At 42.8% G+C, this 19191-nt stretch carries 15 protein-coding genes; 7 read left to right on the forward strand and 8 right to left on the reverse strand.

What is annotated here, in order from left to right; translation table 11 throughout:
* Positions 1 to 15 precede the first annotated feature (15 nt).
* The 6 genes from CGC57_RS06955 to CGC57_RS06980 all read left to right on the forward strand — a co-directional run bounded on the left by CGC57_RS06955 (position 16) and on the right by CGC57_RS06980 (position 4086).
* Positions 16 to 630, forward strand: coding sequence for a CDP-alcohol phosphatidyltransferase family protein (locus CGC57_RS06955; protein WP_095898543.1), 615 nt, complete (start codon positions 16 to 18; stop codon positions 628 to 630).
* 3 nt (positions 631 to 633) lie between these two features.
* Entirely contained in the window at positions 634 to 1965 is a 1332-nt protein-coding gene (locus CGC57_RS06960; protein WP_095898544.1) for an NAD(P)H-binding protein, read from the forward strand.
* Between the two features lie 4 nt (positions 1966 to 1969).
* Entirely contained in the window at positions 1970 to 2836 is an 867-nt protein-coding gene (locus CGC57_RS06965; protein WP_095898545.1) for an NAD(P)H-binding protein, read from the forward strand.
* A 43-nt stretch (positions 2837 to 2879) separates the two neighbouring features.
* Complete coding sequence (locus CGC57_RS06970) at positions 2880 to 3146, forward strand: hypothetical protein (RefSeq protein ID WP_002679686.1); 267 nt, start codon at positions 2880 to 2882, stop codon at positions 3144 to 3146.
* Complete coding sequence (locus CGC57_RS06975; RefSeq protein WP_002679647.1) at positions 3143 to 3589, forward strand: PIN domain-containing protein; 447 nt, start codon at positions 3143 to 3145, stop codon at positions 3587 to 3589. Before CGC57_RS06970 ends, CGC57_RS06975 begins: the two co-directional genes overlap by 4 nt.
* Positions 3590 to 3852: 263 nt before the next feature.
* Positions 3853 to 4086: a hypothetical protein gene (locus CGC57_RS06980; protein WP_095898546.1), complete on the forward strand. Its 234-nt coding sequence runs from the start codon at positions 3853 to 3855 to the stop codon at positions 4084 to 4086.
* A gap of 54 nt (positions 4087 to 4140) precedes the next feature.
* Here the strand turns inward: CGC57_RS06980 and galE are convergent, their stop codons facing one another.
* The 4 genes from galE to CGC57_RS07000 form a co-directional block, all read right to left on the reverse strand.
* Entirely contained in the window at positions 4141 to 5166 is a 1026-nt protein-coding gene (gene galE, locus CGC57_RS06985) for a UDP-glucose 4-epimerase GalE (RefSeq protein WP_095898547.1), read from the reverse strand.
* A 91-nt stretch (positions 5167 to 5257) separates the two neighbouring features.
* Positions 5258 to 6874: a SusR family glycan utilization regulator gene (susR, locus tag CGC57_RS06990; protein ID WP_095898548.1), complete on the reverse strand. Its 1617-nt coding sequence runs from the start codon at positions 6872 to 6874 to the stop codon at positions 5258 to 5260.
* A gap of 77 nt (positions 6875 to 6951) precedes the next feature.
* Positions 6952 to 7809, reverse strand: a complete 858-nt coding sequence (locus CGC57_RS06995; RefSeq protein WP_095898549.1) for a hypothetical protein — start codon at positions 7807 to 7809, stop codon at positions 6952 to 6954.
* Between the two features lie 265 nt (positions 7810 to 8074).
* Positions 8075 to 10261 carry a glycoside hydrolase family 97 protein gene (locus CGC57_RS07000; protein ID WP_095898550.1) on the reverse strand — a complete coding sequence of 729 codons (2187 nt, stop codon included), beginning with the start codon at positions 10259 to 10261 and terminating at the stop codon, positions 8075 to 8077.
* Positions 10262 to 10460: 199 nt separating this feature from the next.
* Between CGC57_RS07000 and CGC57_RS07005 the strand changes: the two genes are divergently transcribed.
* On the forward strand, positions 10461 to 10826 hold the full coding sequence (locus CGC57_RS07005; RefSeq protein WP_095898551.1) for a DUF4377 domain-containing protein: 366 nt from the start codon (positions 10461 to 10463) through the stop codon (positions 10824 to 10826).
* A gap of 213 nt (positions 10827 to 11039) precedes the next feature.
* Here CGC57_RS07005 and CGC57_RS07010 read toward each other — a convergent pair whose 3' ends face one another.
* From CGC57_RS07010 to CGC57_RS07025, 4 genes are all read right to left on the reverse strand, one after another.
* Positions 11040 to 12779, reverse strand: a complete 1740-nt coding sequence (locus CGC57_RS07010) for an endo-dextranase (RefSeq protein WP_095898552.1) — start codon at positions 12777 to 12779, stop codon at positions 11040 to 11042.
* Between the two features lie 191 nt (positions 12780 to 12970).
* Complete coding sequence (locus CGC57_RS07015; protein ID WP_095898553.1) at positions 12971 to 14410, reverse strand: SusE domain-containing protein; 1440 nt, start codon at positions 14408 to 14410, stop codon at positions 12971 to 12973.
* 135 nt (positions 14411 to 14545) lie between these two features.
* Positions 14546 to 16030 (reverse strand): RagB/SusD family nutrient uptake outer membrane protein, encoded by a 1485-nt coding sequence (locus CGC57_RS07020; protein WP_095898554.1) that lies wholly within the window; start codon positions 16028 to 16030, stop codon positions 14546 to 14548.
* 87 nt (positions 16031 to 16117) lie between these two features.
* Positions 16118 to 19156 carry a SusC/RagA family TonB-linked outer membrane protein gene (locus CGC57_RS07025; protein ID WP_095898555.1) on the reverse strand — a complete coding sequence of 1013 codons (3039 nt, stop codon included), beginning with the start codon at positions 19154 to 19156 and terminating at the stop codon, positions 16118 to 16120.
* Between the last annotated feature and the right edge of the window lie 35 nt (positions 19157 to 19191).

The raw sequence follows: 19191 nt of genomic DNA on the forward strand, positions 1-19191 counted from the left end.
AATCGTATTTGAATAATGAAAACACTATTTAAAAAATCTCCCTACCTACTGATATTATTTCGGTTTTTGTTAGCCCCTACTATTCTGTGGGTGGCGTATAAGGCAGAAGAACCCACCGCAAGACTATGGATAGTAGTTTTTATCGTTTTAGGACTATTGTCGGATATCTTCGATGGGATTATTGCGCGCTATATGGGGGTCTGCACCGTGGCAATGCGGCGAATGGATAGCCAAACAGATTTGATATTTTGGCTGTCTGTGGGCGTGGCTTGTTATCATCTCAATCCCACTTTGATAGCTGCCTATCGGTATGAAATTATTGCCCTTTTTGTAATGGAAGGACTCTGCTACGGGGTGAGCTTTTGGCGATTTGGCAAAGAAACTTGTACACACGCTTTTCTTTCCAAACTGTGGGGCGTATGCTTATTAGTAGCTTTTATCTCGCTCATCGGCTTTGGTTACGGAGGTTTCCCCTTGCTCTTGGCGGTCTATTGGGGACTTTTCTCGCAATTGGATGTCATTCTTATCATTTTGTTACTACCCAAATGGCAGAACGATATCCCGAGTAGCTACCACGCTTATCTGCTGAGAAAAGGAAAAGAAATTAAGAAACACAAGTTGTTTAATTAACAAATGAAAACAGAAAAAATATTATTAGCAGGAGCAACCGGCTATTTGGGTCAGTTTATATTAGCTGAGCTCCTAAAAAAAGAATATCTTACCCGCATTGTGGTGCGCAATAAGGCAAAAATAGCACCCGCCCTACTCACACACCCACTATTGGAGGTAGTAGAAGCCGAAGTAACCCAGCCTGACACCCTACAAGGAGTATGTAAAGGGGTGCATAAGGTGATTTCAACTGTAGGGATTACCCGCCAAAAAGATGGACTTACCTATGAGCAGGTAGACTTCCAAGCCAACAAGAACCTACTTGATGAAGCCTTACGCGAAGGAGTACGTAAGTTCATATATGTATCCGTATTCAAAGGAGAAGCCATGCGACATATAGCCATTGGAGCCGCTAAAGAACGTTTTGTTGATGCTCTTAAGGCTAGTGGATTAGACTATTGTATCATACGCCCCAGCGTTTTCTATAGTTATATGACTCTATTTTTCAAAATGGCCAAGAAGGACATAATACACTTGTTCAGCAAAGGACAATATGCCACGAATCCCATTCATGGGGAAGACTTGGCTGAGGTCTGTGTCGCCCAATTGGAGCGTTACGAACGGGAAGTCAATGTAGGAGGAGCTGAGATTTTTACACAAACGGAGATGGCTCGTTTGGCTTTTGAGGTACTCCATAAACCTGCCAATATAATTTATTTACCCGACTGGGTACGGCGTTTGATCCTAAAAATGGGCAAATACCTCCTCCCTAAAAGTATCTATGGTGCTATGGAATTTGTCCTTACCATTATGGCCATGGATGTTGTAGCTCCTATGCAAGTAGGCAAACATCGGTTAAAGGCGTTTTTTGAATCTATAAATTCATCAGCTGATAGATATTATCTAAAACAATTAAAACAGAGTGGAGAATTTGAGTATTCTCTAGGGGCTAATGCTGAAGAAATTAAGCATATAGAAGAGGAATTGGGCATCTTGCTCCCTGAGGCATATATGGATTTTCTATCAGAATGTGGGTCGTGTAATTATGGAGATGTCTATATCAATGGTATTTACAAAGAAAAAGACTCCATATCTTATCCTGTTGTGGAACTAACTAAACAACTAAGAGAGGACTTACATCTCTCAGAGGATTTTATCGTACTACATTACGAGGTGGACGAGTTCCTAACCTTATATAAAGTTTCTAATGGGGTACGCCTAAAAGATGCGAAGGTCTTCGAAGCAGAGGTATTTTGCAATGATAAAGGGGAATTTGAAATAGACAAACCTACTCCTATGTTTGATTCTTTTGAGGAATATTTTGAAGACTTTTTAGACTTAGCAGAAGAAGATTAACCCAATGAGAACAGAAAAGATATTATTAGCAGGAGCAACTGGCTATTTAGGTCAGTATATATTAGCTGAGCTCCTAAAAAAAGAATACCCTACGCGTATTGTGGTGCGCAATAAGGCAAAAATAGCACCCGCCCTACTCACTCACCCGCTATTGGAAGTCGTAGAAGCTGAAGTAACCCAACCCGAAACACTGCAAGGGGTATGCAAAGGGATGAGCCAAGTGATTTCAACGGTGGGAATTACCCAACAAAAGGACGGACTTACCTACGAACAAGTGGATTATGGGGCTAATAAAAACCTCCTCGATGAGGCTTTGCGCGAAGGCGTACAGAAATTTGTGTACGTATCGGTATTCAAAGGTGAAATGATGCGACATATCGCCATTGGGGCATCCAAAGAACGCTTTGTAGATGCCCTTAAAGTCAGTGGGATAGACTATTGCATTGTGCGACCCAGTGGTTTTTACAGCGATATGGGTAACTTTTTAAAGATGGCAAAAGGGGGAAAAGTGCGTTTGTTTGGCAAAGGACAATATACAATGAACCCCATTCACGGCGAAGATTTAGCCGAAGTGTGCGTGGCACAATTAGAAAGTGCTGAAAAAGAAGTGAATGTAGGGGGTGCTGAGGTCTTTACGCATACCGAAATTGCCCGCTTAGCTTTTGAAGTGTTGCACAAACCTGTGAAAATAACCTATTTACCCGACTGGTTACGACGTTTTATTTTGAAAATAGGCAAATATTTGATGCCAAAGAGCGCTTATGGTACCATAGAGTTTGTTTTCACTGTAATGGCAATGGATTCAGTAACCCCTCTAAAAGTAGGAAAACACCGATTAAAGGCGCATTTTGAAGCGATAAAAGATTGTTAATCACAAAAATAATTGTATATTTGCCAAAAAAATACTGAATATTATGCCTTATACCCTTACCATTACCAATGATAGCCCAACAGCTATGAATTTTGTAAAATATGCAAAAAGTCTTGATTTTGTAAAGGTTACCAAGATAAAAGAACCTAAAGAAGTAGCTCCTATTACAGAGGAACTTGAGGAAGATGAGTATGGTATTCCTATAAAATTCCGTGAAGAAATAATGGCTATGTCTAAAGAATCCAACAGAAATATTGCACGCCGTTGGAGAGAGGATCTTGCTAAAAAGAAAGAAAAACAAGCGATATGATAGTTATTTCAGATACTAATATTATCTATAGTTGTTTTTATAAACCTGATGGAGCAATCGCTAATATTTTGAAAGACAAAAAGAAGAGAATTCAGTTTATAGCTCCAGATTACCTTTTAGAAGAAATAGAAGAACATTTGCCTAAGATTATGAAAAATAATAATCTTACTAAGAAACAAGCAACAGCTCTTCTAAAAGAATTTATTCAAAACATTACTTTTTTCAAAGTAGATGATATTCCTCAAAAGTATTTAGACAAAGCTGAAGAGATAGCTCAGTTTGTTGACCCTGATGATTATCCTTTTATAGCTCTTCATCTTGAAAAACGACATAAAATATGGACTTGTGATTTTGAACTTATTAAAGGGTTAAAAGAAATGGGGTACGATATATGTGTAACAACAAAAGACCTTAAAGCTAAATGTTATAAAAAGAGTGTCTAAAATAACACTCCTTTAAAACAAAAACCTCCCCTTGCAAATCTTTTGCAAGGGGAGGTTTTTTTATATCTTGAGAATTAATGTCTTAAAACTAATACTCTAAGAATTTTAGAAAAACACTCTAAAAATATTTGTGTATTAGAGATAAAGTCTATATTTTTGCAGGGTTAATAAATCGCAAAAACTATGAATAGATCACCACCTTTTTAGTGTTTCTCTATGTGTTACAATTATTTATAGAATAATCAATAACAATTTATACAACAATGAAAACAACAATAAAATCTAAAGGCAACGGGAGTCGGGAGACTTGCCGTCGCAACCAACTACTGCGCTACCAAGCGGTAATGAATGAGTTCAACGCTCACGATGCGCGTTATATCCCTATTACGGTGATTTGGCGAGAGTTTATCTATCCTAAATTCTTTATTTCGCGCAAAACTCTCTATCATATACTCAATATTGATGTAGAGCAGGAGTTGAAAAATTTAAACCTTTAAACAACAATGGCTGTTCAGTCCTTGCCTGAACAGCCATTTTTCACTTTTCATTTTTCACTTCTCACTTCTCACCTTCTGTTCCCATTGCCAAGCCGAGCGCATCGCATCGTCCAAAGAGCTTTGGGCTTTCCAACCGAGTACGTTATTAGCCTTATCAGTGTTAGCATAAGCAGCGGTGATATCACCAGCACGTCTACCTACAATTTGGTAGTTCAATTTCTTGCCCGATACCCTTTCAAAGCTTTGGATAACTTCCAAAACAGTACTACCTTTACCAGTTCCTATATTGAAAACTTCATAGTTTTCAGTATTCTTGCTTTCTAACAAACGTTGAAGCGCAATCACGTGAGCTTTTGCCAAATCCACTACGTGAATATAATCGCGAATACAAGTGCCATCGGGGGTAGGGTAGTCGCCGCCAAAAACGGAGAGTTTTTCGCGCAAGCCTATAGCCATTTGGGTGATATAAGGCACTAAGTTTTGAGGTACGCCTAAGGGAAGTTCGCCTATTTCGGCTGAAGGGTGTGCCCCTATAGGGTTGAAGTAGCGCAAGGCAATCGCGTTGAGCGAAGGGGTAACCTTACAAGTGTCGGCAATAATCTCCTCACTGATTTGTTTGGTGTTACCATAAGGCGATTCGGCTTTTTTCACAGGAGCGCTCTCGGTAATAGGCAACTCGTCTGCCTGACCATACACGGTACAAGACGAACTAAAAATGAAGTGTGCTTTAGGCAACTTGCTCAGTTCTTGCAACAGATATACCAATGAAGCGAGGTTGTTTTCGTAGTATAAAAGCGGTTTTTCCACGCTTTCACCTACCGCTTTAGAGGCAGCGAAGTGTATGAGTCCTTGTACATCGCGATGACGTTTGAAGAAGTCTTGCACATCGGCTTTGTCGCGGAGGTCGAATTTCTCGAAGAGAGGCTTTTTGCCAGTGATTTTAGTAATGTGTTCTAACACGCTTTCTTGGGCATTGGAAAGGTTATCGATAATAACCACGTCAAAGCCAGCGTTTTGCAATTCTACTACAGTGTGAGAGCCTATAAAGCCCAATCCACCGGTTACTACTATTTTTTTCATTTGTTTATTAATTTCTTCTGGTTGTATTTCTTTATCGCTACAAAATTACAAAAAAGAAAATGATTGGCAATAAAGTAGCTTGTTTTTTGTGTTAGCGTTTCCCGATTTTCATTACCATTTCTTCAAAATTTTCTCTCGGCACGATAGCTTTGTTGCGCACACGGGTGCGATAGTTGTAAATCGTATTGGTGGAATAGTGCAAGAAAGTGGCTATTTTAGAACTATCGGTGATGCCTAAGCGGATGAGGGCAAAGATGCGCAACTCTGGGGTCATTTCGTGAGGTTTGGGGGCAAAACGCTCGTCTTCGGCTAATAGAGCGTTGAACTCGGTGATAAAGTGGGGGAATAGATGCAAGAAAATATCGTCGAACAGCTTGTAGAACTCTTTCAGCTCTTGCTCTATCATCTCGGTAGAGCGGAGTACTTTGTTGAGTTCGTCCCAATTGCGGTCTTTTGCCTTTTTGGTAAGCATTTTTTGGTATTTCTCTAATTTGCTGATATACACCGAACACAAGTTGAAAAACTCGCCTATATAGGCTTCTTTTACTTCGTTGCTTTCGTTGAGTTGGGTTACTACCTCGCGCAGGTGTTCGTTGAGTTGCTCTAAATCTTGGTTTTTGTGGTAGAGTTCCTTGCGTATTTTGGCGATGCGCTTCATTTGGCGGGTAACCAATACTACGGCAATGATGAGGAAAGCGGCAAACAACCCTACTAACAGCAGGGCGTTGCGCAGTTTGTTATTCTGACTGTGAATGCGTTCCTGATAGGCTTTTTCGATGATGGGGAAAATCTTCATCACCTCATCGGAACGCAGTTGAGCGTTGCAAAAAGTAGCGTCTTCCATCGCTGATTTGATACAAGTGTAAGCATTTTCTACTTCACCTAATTGGAAGAGCGCTGAGGCAAGTTCGAGCATCGAGGCGTTTTCTTTAATCGCATCTTTGATGTCACAACTCGCCGAAATAGCAAAGTATTCTATTTGTTTAGGGACATTCTTTTTCTTTTTGTAGAGCGTGCCGAGCACATAGCCTAATACGGCTTTTTCGTGTTCATCGGTGTGCATTAGGGCAAAGCGGTCGAGGAGGAGTTTTTCGGCTTCGTCATATCTGCCGGCATCGGTGAGCACGCCGGCATAGAGGAGGATATAGTGAGTGGAATTCTTATCTACTAAGTTGAGGAGGAGGTCGCGATAGGCATCGCTTTTGGCGATATAGGTTTTGGCATCGGGGTTGTTGAAAGCGTAGTTGTTGTAGAGGTTGAGGTAGCAGTTGTAGTACTGAATGAGCTGAGGTTCTTGCAGTTGTTCTTTATCAATAGCCCTGAGCAGGTCGGCAGCATCTAAGTAGTTGCCGGAAATGATGTAGAGAGAGGCAAGGGAAAGGCGGGAATCGTTTTGGAGGTCGGTTTTTTGGAGTTCTTCAGCGATGCGGATATTCTCTTTCACGTAGTACACCGCCGAGTCGGATATATAAGTTTTAAACTCGTCCAAGAGGCGTTGATTGATAGCATAACGTTGTTCAGCAGAAGCATTGGGCACTCGTAGCAAGTCGATAGTTTCTTTTATTTTGCGTTCTTTTTGCTTTGTGTAATTATCTTTCTGTTTGATAAGTGCAGTGAGGTTGTGAATGAGCGTTTGATTTTGCGCCATTTGCGCTAGAGCGCAGTAGGGGAGTAGTAGAAGGGTTATGATAAGGCTTTTGTACTTCATTTTCAAACATTAATTTTCAGAGGCAAAAGTAAGAAAAATTTGTCAATTTGCCAATTTGTCAATTAGCAAATTAGATTTTAGTCTCTTATCATATATAACTCGCGTTTTGTTTTTAATAGTTGGTACTGTAAACGTTTATTGCTATAAAATTTAAAGCTCCCGAAAACTTCTATCTTCTCAGTATTGTTTTCATAATAAGTAGTGGGACTTTTGAGAAGTTCACCAGGGTTTTCTACTTCATAATTCACAGGCATTTTTAGGTGCTCAACTCCTTGGTCAGTAACTAAATCAAAATACAAAATACTTATATATGATCCATTTTCAAAATATCTTTGCATATATTGAGGACGAATATTGCCTCGTCTCAAACTTTCTTCTTTTTTAATAAATCTATCCTTTGAAAAAACATCAGGACTATGGGCAATTTTTTGATAGGTAGCGTAGCTTATATTTTCACTTCTACCTAAGGAGTCATACTTCTCAATTTCAGTATTTGGAGAGGAGTAAACATCTTCTTCGCAATAGATCACTAAATCACCTTGAGCATCAAAGAAAGAGGCTTTTACCTTATAATTGTCTGCATAAATAGGCATTCGGTAAAATGGACTGTTTAAATCTTTATTGAGTTCTTGATAGCTTTTGTAAACATAAGGCAGACGGTTATCTGAATAGATTTTGGTGGGTGAGATGGAAAGTTCACACATTGCAAAGCCAAAAAAAGTGAGGTTGATAACTAATATGGCTGCTGCACGTATGAGTCCGCGTTCAGAAGCAAGAGCGAAAACCATCCACATTCCTAAAGCAAAAGGGATGGGGATAACTACAAAGTATAAAAAAGAGTAGGCACTTGTAGCAAATTCAGCAACAAGGTAGATATAAAGGGCAGCAAAAAGTATTCCTACAAGAATAGCAGGGAAAAAGAGGTTTTTTTTCATAGTATTTTATTTTTAAAGGCAAAAATAAGGAAAATTAGGAAATTAGCAAATTTGTCAATTAGCAAATTGGTAAATTTGTTTGGTGGTCACAAAAAAATGTATTATCTTTGCTCCATAAAATAAAAAAGAGATAGGGCGGAGGTGGTCAGACCCCCACCCATTCACCTTACAATAATCTAAATTTCTTTAAAGAAAAATTAACATTTAAAAAGCTGCTAAGCACGTCGCTTAGCAGCTTTTTTTCACTATTATATTACTGTAATTGCTATCGTTTTTTTAATCCTTTGGCTTGTGCCTTATCGGTGAGGGGGTACAAACTAATAGCATAACCCCCGCCTGCTACTGAGTGCAGGGTGAGTTTGCTCTTGTTGGTTACCAATACTTTCTGAATGGTATAGGCTTGCGGATTGTTTTGGTAGTTAGCATCTTTGGCATCGGTGTAGATAGTGGCTACGTAAGTAGTTTTGGGCTCTAAGAAACTGAAATGAATCTTGGAGGTAAAATCCTTGCCAGCTGTATTGCCTACAAACCAATTGCGAGTGCCTTTGGCTTTGCGTGCCACAGTGATATAAGCCCCTGGTTCGGCTTCTAAATAGTGGCTTTCGCTCCAATCGAGGGCAACTTCTTTGATAAACTGAAAAGCATCGGGAAAACGGCGGTAGTTCCCTGGCAGGTCGGAAGCCATTTGCAGCGGACTGCTCATCGTTACGTACAATGCCAATTGGTTTGCCAAAGTAGCATTGCAGTGTGAATGGTTGTTGGGGTTGTTCTTACTGATGTCCATTTCAAATACCCCAGGGGTATAGTCCATTGGTCCGCCAATAAGTCGGGTGAAAGGCAACACACACACGTGATTGGGCTTGCTACCGCCAAAGGCTTGGTACTCACCTCCACGCGCCGATTCGTTGCCTATAAGGTTAGGATAGGTGCGACACAAACCCGTAGGGCGCACAGCCTCGTGAGCATTCAGCATAATGCGGTAGTCGGCGGCTTTTTTAATAGCATAAAGGTAGTGATTGTTCACCCACTGACTGTAATGGTTTTCGCCTCGCGGAATGATATTGCCTACATAACCGCTTTTTACGGCGGGGTATTCGTATTTGTTCATCAGCTGATAGGCTTTATCCATAAAACGCTCGTAGTTGCGGATAGACGAGGAGGTTTCGTGGTGCATAATCATCTTAATTCCTTTGCTTTTGGCGTATTGGTGAATAGCTTCAATATCAAAATCGGGGTAAGGTGTTTGGAAGTCGAATACCAAATCTTTGGAATGTCCAAACCAATCTTCCCATCCTATGTTCCAACCTTCTACGAGTACGCCATCAAAACCATTTTCGGCGGCAAAGTCGATGTATTTCTTCACATTTTCGGTAGTAGCCCCGTGCTTGCCGTGGGGTTTGAGGGTGGTGTAATCGGTTTTACCGATATGCACACTGGGCACATCGTAAGTATACGACCATTCTTTCATACCAGTAATCATTTCCCACCATACCCCTACGTACTTCATTGGGTGAATCCACGAAGTATCAGCCAAAGCACAAGGTTCGTTGAGGTTGAGGGTAATATCCGAAGCTAAAATATCGCGGGCATCATCGCTAATAATTACTGTGCGCCAAGGCGTTTGGGCAGGGGTTTGCATATAACCTTTGGCGCCGTTAGCATCGGGGGTAATCCACGATTGGAACACGAAGGTCTTATCGTTGAGGTTGAGGTGCATCGCCCCGTAGTTCACCAAAGCAGCCTCGTGCAGGTTGATGTAGAGCCCATCGTCAGTTTTGAGCATTAAAGCAGTTTGTACACCTGTATCCGAAAAGCCTGTTTGTGCTAAATTTGCCTGACGCCCTTTTTGGTTGATAGCGCGTATTTCGGAGAGGCGTGAGTGCTGATAGTCGTACTCTTGGGTGTCGTAATCACCGGGTATCCACCACGCTTGGTGATCACCCGTCATTGCAAACTCGGTGCGTTCTTCTTTAATCACAAAGTAAGGCATTTGCTTTTGTTCGGGGAACTCATAGCGGAAGCCTAACCCGTCGTCAAATAGTCTAAAACGCAGGTTCATTTCTCGGTGGGTGTCCTTTTGTTTGAGGCTCACCAATAGCTCGTTGTAGTGGTTGCGAATGTTTTGGCTTTCGCCCCATACGGGTTGCCAAGTTTCATCAACGGTTGTATTTTGGATATTCACCACTTCAAAGTTATGGTAGAGAGAAGTGTTTGCGCCCTCTTTTTTGGTGATTTCAGCGCCAAATTTCACTTCATTGGAGCTAAATAATTCAATGCCTAATCTACTCGGTTTAACTACTTCTTTTCCCTTGTAAAAAAGCGAATAGGTAGGTGTACCTTCCGCGCTGAGCGAAAAAGAGAGTTTCAGCGCTTTGTTAGGCGAAAATAACTCCTGTGCTACTGCTGTAGCACAGGAGAGGATAGTTATTGTTATGAAAGTAAGAAATCTCATTGATTTGTCAATTTGTGGATTGTCCCCTTATTCACTTACTCACAATTGTGGTGTACATATTCAGTTATGAGCCTTCACTGGCTTCCCCGAAAGGGAACAGTTCTTAAAAGTGAAGGGAATAATCTCTGAAAATAAAGATTAAAATTGTATTTATAGAAATAAAACAGTATCTTTGTCTCGAATTTAAAATCTATTCCTTATGAAAAATACTATTTTTTACACACTTATTACCTTTTTGTTTTTGCTTTCTTGTAAAAAAGAAAAACCTGAATTTGAAATTCAAAAGAGTTATCACACTTTTGTGATTGATGGACATTTAGAGGAATGCTCTTTTCGGATGTTTACAGGTGTCTTCGAAACAAAATGTTATAGGGTTACTGATGAATCTAACAAAACTTTCAGGCTCGCCGAAGGAGATTTAGAATTCAATACTTATGAAGCGGGTTATCGTTATACTGTAAAAGTACTTCGCGAACAAAAAATTCTTAAACGAGAACCCTATCAAGATGAGACAAATCCACCTCACTATACTGTTTTAGAGGTTTTAAAGAAAGAAAAACTATAACGATAATTAGTAAATTTATTGAGGGTGTCTGAAAAGTTTTATTTGTGTGGGCGTTTGCAAAACGCCCGTACATAACATACTTCAAAAATTATTGATAATCAGACTAGTCAACTTTTCCAAAGGTCGTAGCACGACGAGCAATTAAAACTTTGGCAAAGTCTAGCGATGCTATCCTACAAGCCCCTCCCCTTGGGGGAGGGGTTGGGGAGGGGATTAATACTCTATCACCACCATATCCCAATAGCTAAGGGAGGGGAGGGTGAAGGTAATTTGGTTGTTGTTATAGGTAAATTCTACGGCACGAGGAGCACCGCCAAAGAGGTCGGGGGTAGCGAACCACACTTTTTTGGGTTGTGCGGTTACAGCAACGGTAGTTTTAAGGTCGGTTACTGTGGTAGGTTTCTTTTGAGTACCATTGGTATCACGCCAGTCCATAGAGGTTACCCCGTTGAAATTGATGAGGTGTATTACATCTTTGTTATTTACCTTTTTGCTCACACAAGCAATTTGGTCTTTGGCAGCAGGCCAAGCCGCTATGGTTGCATTTTCAGCAGTTACCTGCGCTGAGGTATAACTACCGCCGTCGCGCAATAGGTTTTGGTAAGCCACCAAGAAATCGTAGTAGGTGATGAGCGCTTTTTTGAGGTCGGCTTTCATTTGAAGGTTTTTGTTAGGGAAATACTCATTGGCGAGGTAGTGTTCGCCTATCTCTAAATGAGCCCCTCCGAAGGCAAAAATCACGGCATTGGTAAGCAATACGCCAGGTTCGTTTACAAAACCTGCATTCTTAGATTTTTCATAATCCATATAGGCAGCCAACACAGTTTTGAGTTGGTTGTTGCTACGATTGTAGTTGTCGAGGATAATGCGAGCTAACTGGTCGTAGGTTTTTTCGTCCCATACTTCGGTATAGAGAAAATCCACTTTATTGGTACCTGCAATTTCGGTTTGACCATATTGTCCTACCGCGTTCATCACAAGGCGTTTATCGGGGTGTGCGCTTTTCATCGCATTGATAAACGAAGCGTATTGAGGCAAGAGGTCTACGCTATTGCCATTGTAATCGTACACCGTGCCACGCCCTCCGAGTTGGTCGATATGATAGCCATCAAAACCAAAAACGGCATAGACATCGCTGTTGCGTCCTGCTAAGTAGTTTTGCCAGTGCGCATTGCCAGGGTTGGTGAGGTAGATACTACTGCGGGCAAAGTCGCCTAAGATATGAGCGTCTTTCTCTTTATGCTGATTGTCTTTGTAGAGAAACCACTCTTTGGCAACCCCATCGGCTTCGGCATTTTTGAGCGCTCCAAAAGCCAAATTGTAGAACATCGCTTTCATACCCTTGCTATGAGCAGCGGTGATATAGCCACGTACAGTAGAAAGAAAAGTGGGACGTTTGAAGAGGTCTGGCCACTCATTAGAAGGGTTTTGAGGGGTGCCAGCCAGTGGTTTGTGATGGTCGTACATCCAGTCGTAGAACTGGATGCCATTGATGTGACAGCGATTTATAAAGTCGATATTCTTCTCGATAGGTTCGTTTTTGCCGTAAGAGGACAAGAAGCCGTAGCGGGGGAATTTTGTCCAATCGGAAGATACATCCACAGCGATACTGCCGTAAGTATTTTGTTTACCGTCAGCTTCTTGGTAGATTTCCACCAAATAACCTCGGTAGTCATCGGCAGGGGTTACCCATTGCCAAGAGGCGCTGGTAAGAGGTTCTTCTTTAATGATTTCGCCTAAGTGAGAGTAGCGCACTTTGTAAGTACCAGAGGGCATACTCGCCAAGGAGAAGCGCACCGTGCTACCAGGGGTGTAGACCGCCTTATCGGTGCTGATATCTATTTTCAAATAAGTTTCGCCATAAGTAATAGGGTTGTTGCTAGGCGTATCGTTCTTCTCGCAAGAGAAGAGGCTGAGCGTAGTGGCGAAGAATAAAGTATATAAAGCTTTCATTTTAATTGATTTTTTATCCTCACCCCCTCCGTTCTCCCCCTCCCCGAAAGGGAGGGGGAGGGAATCCGCAAAAGGGAGGAAAGAGGGTTCAACACGTATAAAGATGTTTGTTATTAATACTTGGATTTTGAGAAAATATAACGAATCGTAAGCTATGACAATTCAGTTACTTTTCTCGGATTGTTCCTTTCTTACATTTTCTTAATCACTACCGTTTGGGTGAGTTGGTTCAAGGTGATTTTGTAGGTGCCCACCTCAGTGATTTTCCACTTGTTATCAGGGTTAGAACCGTGGGCGCTGAAAATCATCGGTTCTTCTACACCTGCAGGTGCTTTATCAGCTTTAGCAGCCAAGAACCAGTCGCCACCCCAATCGTTTTTCTTGTCGCAAGAGAATTTGAGTTCGCCCGCTTTCAAGTCGCCTTCCCATGTAAAGACATTAGGATTGCTGTTATCAACAGTCATAGCAATAGGATTGTTGATATCCCAACCTGCATCGGTGGCACTACCAATCATATACATTCCTGCATAAGGGGTAAAAGGCACAATGTCAATCTTCATCGTACGGGTGTTGAGGGAAATCTTGTAAGTGCCTGCTGAAATTTTCCATTTGTTATCGGGGTCGCCTGCCCATTTCTTCACAGGGAGGTCGCTACCTTCAGCCGTATTATTTTCTTTCGGACGGAAAAATACTGCTAACCAATCGCCTTCTTTAGTGCCTATTTTGAACTCACCTCCATTGCCTAAATCGGCATTGTAGTGGAACACAAATGGGTCGGCAGGGTCTACAGTCATTTTCTTGAAGCTCCAACCAGTAGGTTCACCTACGAACCACAACTCGGTATATTCAGGCGCTTCGCCTTTGGTGATGCTTATGGTGAGGTTGATAAGGTTCACTTTCACGGTATAGACGCCACTTTCGGCAATTGTAAATTTCTCATCACTCGTATCGGCATCGGTTTTGCGGAAATGCAACTCACTATTATTACTGCCTTTGCCATACGATGGTATAAACTGACCTTTGGTAGTGATGAACTTGATTTCGCCAGCAGCCAATCGTCCTGACCACGCAAAGGCTTTAGGAGTACCCTCAATAGGTTTCATCTCTTCGGCTTGATCGGCACTCCAACCGTGAGGGGCAGCACTACCGATGATATAGAGCGTATTGCTGATAGGGGTATGTGTTTTGAAAACGATGGTTTTTACATTGGTATGTTGTTTCATTCCCTCACCAGAGGCTACTTGGGCAATAATGCGTACTTCCATCGTAACTTCGGTGTCTGTCGCAACCTTGAAAGTGTTGAGCAATAGATTGTTGAGTTCTTCGTTTTTATACACTCTCTCATAGGCTTCACGACCTACATTCTCGCTGATACCTCCCGCAAAGTTATTGCCTTGCACATCCATTTGGAAAGTATAGGTGATAGCGGCATTGGTGCCGTAATTAGAAGCTGCCGTCCAAGTGAATTTAATCGCTTCTTGTTCGGGGTTGGCAGCGTCTAAGGCTACATTTTCTTTAGGAGCTTTCAATTCAAAGGGTTTTCCCTCTTTGAAGAGCTCCATATAGTCCTCTTTTTTACAGCCCATAAGGAGCAGTAAGAGGAAGGCGATGTATAAATGGTATGGTTTCATATTAGTTTGTTCCTCACCCCCTCCGTTCTCCCCCTCTCCGAAGGCGAGGGGGAGGGAAGCTGCAAAAGCGACAAGGGTGAAATTGTTTTTATTTGTTAATTAAGTAATTTGTTTTAATTGCCTGTGCGGCTCGCACTACCAACCTGGGTTTTGGGTAAGGTTGGGGTTGGCGTCGCGGTCTTTTTGAGGGACGGGCAAGAGCAGGTGTTTCTCGCGGGCGTTGGTTTTGCCTATAGAGTGCAAGAAATTCAGCGCATACTGACCGTTATCCCAGCGAATCATATCAAACCAACGATGCCCTTCAAAAGCGAGTTCTATGCGGCGTTCGTGACGTATTTTCTCACGCATTTGCGCTTGGGTGAGCTTCTCTATATCGGCGCGACGGGTAAGCCCTGCGCGGGTGCGCACTTTGTACAAAGGCACTTCGGCTTCGGTGGTGCGACCCAATTCGTTGAGGGCTTCCGCTTTCATTAGGAGTACATCGGCAAAGCGGAGCGCTACAAAGTTGGCAGGGTTGGTATTGAAATCAGGCGACTGACTTAGTGGCACTAAAAACTTGCGCACATTGTAGCCCGTATTAGACATTGAAGCGCGATACGCATTCCCCTCAAAATTAGGGCAACCCTCATAGAGAATGGTTTTATCCTTGCGGAGGTCGCCTGCCTCATATTGGTCTACAAACTCTTGTGTAGGCTGATTCCAACCATAAGCACCGCCTACCCAACCACTGTTGCGAGGTCCCATAAAAGTACTGAGCCAAGAGGCTTGGTTTTCTTCGCCCCAAAAATCATCTTTGGTAAGTCCGTAGTACTGAATTTCAAAGATAGACTCGGCAGTGTTTTTGTTGCGTTCGGCAGCGCCAAAACAATCGGAATAATCAGGATTGAGGATATAACCAAGGTTTTCGACAGCATTGCACATCTCAAGGGCTTCACTATATCTGCCCAAGGTGAGGTATACTTTGGCGAGCATACCCGCAGCAGCGCCTTTGGTGGCACGACCTTTATCGGCATTGCTATATTGCTCGCGTGTAGGCAATAGGTTGAAAGCCTCTCTGAGGTCGGGGATAATCACCTCGTTGTATATCTTCATTTTGCTTTGGCGGAAAGGCGTTTTGTTAGTCAAACTCTCTTTAGGGTCGAGCTGAAGAGGCACATCGCCAAAGAGTTGCACCAAAAGGAAATAGTAGTGCGCGCGGAGGAATTTGGCTTCACCGATACAGCGGTTTTTGATATCCTCAGGAATATTGGCAGAAGGCAAAGCTTTTAGAGCCGTATTGCAATAGAGAATACCAGGGTTACAACCGCGCCATATTTCGAGCGCCAAAGGGTTATCGGCAGTTGCGTTGAAGTTGGAAAGAGTGATAGTTTCGAGTCCGTCGTTACCACCTCCAGCGCCTACGATGCTGTTACCTGCTACGATGTCGAGCGTCCAGAGGCGCATATTGTAGAGGTTAGAGCGTTGCAAGGGTTTATAAGCCGAATTGGTAAGGGCAATTGCCGATGCCGCATCGCTTATGTTTTCAGCACTTGAATCTTCATAAGGGGTCTTGTCCAAAAACTTAGAACAAGCCGTGAAGAGCGGAAATGCTAATAGGGTGATGTATAATATCTTTTTCATAATTAACAATTCATAATTAACAATTAACAATTTGTAGTGATTCTTTTGTTACCTATTACCTGACACCTGACACCTGACACCTAGCGCCTAAAACTGTACGTTTAGTCCAAAGCTAACTGTGCGGGTTACAGGGTAAGTACCGCCATCAACGCCACCAGTGCCTACTTCGGGATCCATACCGCTGTATTTGGTGAACGTATAGAGGTTTTGGCAAGACAGATATATGCGCAACATATCGGTGTGGAATTTTTGAGTAACCTCTTTAGGAAGTGTATAGCCCAAAGTTACGTTTTTGATACGCAAATACGAACCATCTTCTACAAAGCGGGTAGAGTGACGCGCATTTTGGTTAGGGTCGCCATAGATAGCACGCGGAATGCTGTTGCTAGTGCCTTCGCCTGTCCAGCGATCTTTTACTTTGGCAATTTGGTTTTGTGGCACCGACATTCCCTCTTGCCATATACGGTTGGCATTGTAGATATCATTGCCTGCTACACCTTGTAAAAATATTTGTAAATCGATGTTTTTGTAGTTGAAATTGTTGTTCATAGAGAACGTCCATTCAGGGAACGGATTACCGATATAAGTACGGTCTTCAGCATTGATGACCCCGTCGTTGTTGAGGTCGCGGAACTTCACATCACCAGGAGCAGTACCGTTTTCCACTTGGGTAGCATAGTTGTCTACCTCGCTTTGGTTTTGGAAAAGTCCATTCATTACATAGCCATAGAAAGCGTTTACAGGGTGACCCTCGGAGAGGATTTGCAATTTGGTGAGGAACGCCTCGAAACCAGTGAATAGAGGCACGCCATCGTTCATTTTCACGATTTTGTTGCGGTTGAACGATACGTTTACATCAGTATTCCATTGGAAGTCCTTTTTATTCACATTCACTGATGATACAGTGAGCTCTACCCCTTTGTTTTCCACTTTACCGGCATTGATACTCGGCACATTGATATCCGAATAACCAGAGCTTACCGATACCGCCATAGGTACCAACATATCACTCGTGTTTTTGATATAGGCATCGAAAGTGAGGTTTAAGCGGTTTTTGAGTAGCGCGAGGTCAATACCCCCGTTGAATTGCTCTACGGTTTCCCATTTTACATTAGGGTTAGGCATCACGTGAGGATAGAGGGTAGAAACTAAATTATTGTTGAACACATATTGCCCTGTGCGCAATTTGGTGAAATAAGCATAGTTATCAATACCGCCTTGGTTACCCGTCATACCGTAACCCACGCGCAATTTCACATCGTTTACATAGTCGTTTTTAGAGAAGAAAGACTCGTTCGATGCGCGCCACGCCAAAGAGAAAGAAGGGAAAGTACCCCAGCGGTTTTCTTTGGAGAAACGCGAAGAACCATCGCGACGCACGGTAGCAGTGAGCAAGTACTTATCAGCATAGGTATAGTTGAGTCGCCCGATGAAGGAGAGGATAGCCCAATCGTTCATCGTACCTCCTACCGTAGGGTTTTCCAAGCCTTTGCTGAGTTGGTTTTGCTGGTCGCTCAAGAAGTTGCTCACACTCGCATTGATTTTGCTATACACGTTGTTTTGCGCACTGGTGCCCACCATCACATTGAGGAAGTGCTTTTGGGCAAAAGTATTGGTATAAGTGAGTGTGTTATCCCATAGGAGGGTAGTGCTCTTATTAGCATCTTGGTAGAGGTTAGAGAGCGGATTAGGTATTGGTTTCCAGTTGTATTTAGGGGAGAAACTGCGGTTGTCCCAATATTTGAAGTCAAGCCCCCCAGTAGTTTTGAATACCAAATGTTTCACAGGAGTAATTTCGGCAAAGATATTCCCCAAAATGTTATAGCCTTTGGTAGTGTTTTGTCCGTTGATAAGAGCAGTGCCTATCACGTTACGGATATCGCTGTACTGATGAGCAGGCGAATCAGGACCTGAGTAGCTACCGTCTTCATTGTAAATAGGTTGTGTAGGCAAAGAAGCCATCGCCATACGGATGTTGTAGTCGCCCGATTTCTTTTCGTCGTGACTGAGAGTGAGGTTGTTGCCAAACTTAATCCACGGTTTTACGCGCGACTCGCCGTTGAACTGCACTGTATAACGGCGGTAAGAAGTGTTGAGGATAATCCCATCTTGGTCGAACACCCCAGCTGATACGTAGTAATTGCTCTTGTCGTTACCGCCTGAGTATGAAAGCGAATAGTTACGCATAAAAGCAGGGCGGAAAAGCGCTTTGAGCCAGTTGGTGCCTTCCCCCCAGTCCTCAGGATTGGCAAAATCAGGGCGTTGTGAAAGCGGACTCACCCCAGGGGTGCGGTTGTAGTTGGCAATCATTTCGTTGTGAAAAGAAGCAAACTCACGAGCGTTGAGCATCACGGGTAAGTTGGTAGCTTGTTGAAGGGCTATATTGGTGCTAAACGACAGTTTGCCGTCGCCATTTTTTCCTTTTTTGGTAGTGATAAGCACCACCCCATTAGCACCACGAGAGCCGTAAATGGCAGTTGCCGAAGCATCTTTTAGCACGTCGATATTTTCTATATCATCTACGTTGAGCGCGTTGATACCGAGGTCGGTAGGTACCCCATCGATAACCAGTAGCGGTTCGCTGTTGTTAATTGTACTGATACCGCGAATGCGAAACGACACGTTGTCACCAGGTTTTCCCGCCGAGGTTACTTGCACCCCAGCAGCACGCCCTTGGAGCGCTTCCCCAGCGTTGGCAATAGGTTTCTCCTTGAGGGCTTTGTTAGACACCGAAGTAACCGCTCCCGTAAGGTCTTTCTTGCGGACAGTACCATAGCCTACCACCACTACCTCGTCTAACTGCTCTTGTTCTTCTTTGAGCACGATAGTGAGTTGGTTTTGGTTGCCCACTGCTACATTTTGGGTGTGATACCCTATAAATGAAACCGATAGCGTGGCTTTAGCAGGTACATCTATCGTGAAATTCCCATCGAAATCGGTAGTAGTACCCTTAGTAGTGCCTTTCACCACCACCGATGCCCCCAGCACGGGCTGGTGTTTTTCATCGATTACCTTTCCGCTAATCTTTTTGTTTTGGGCAGAAAGGGCGGTAGAAAGCAAGCTAAAAAGTAGTAGCAAGGCTAGCTTGCCAATACTGTTTAATAAAGTTCTTTGTTTTCCTTTCATCTTAGTTAAAAGTTAAGAGGTAAGAGGTAAGAGCT

Source organism: Capnocytophaga sputigena (genome assembly GCF_002302495.1).
Taxonomy (GTDB): Bacteria; Bacteroidota; Bacteroidia; order Flavobacteriales; family Flavobacteriaceae; genus Capnocytophaga; species Capnocytophaga sputigena.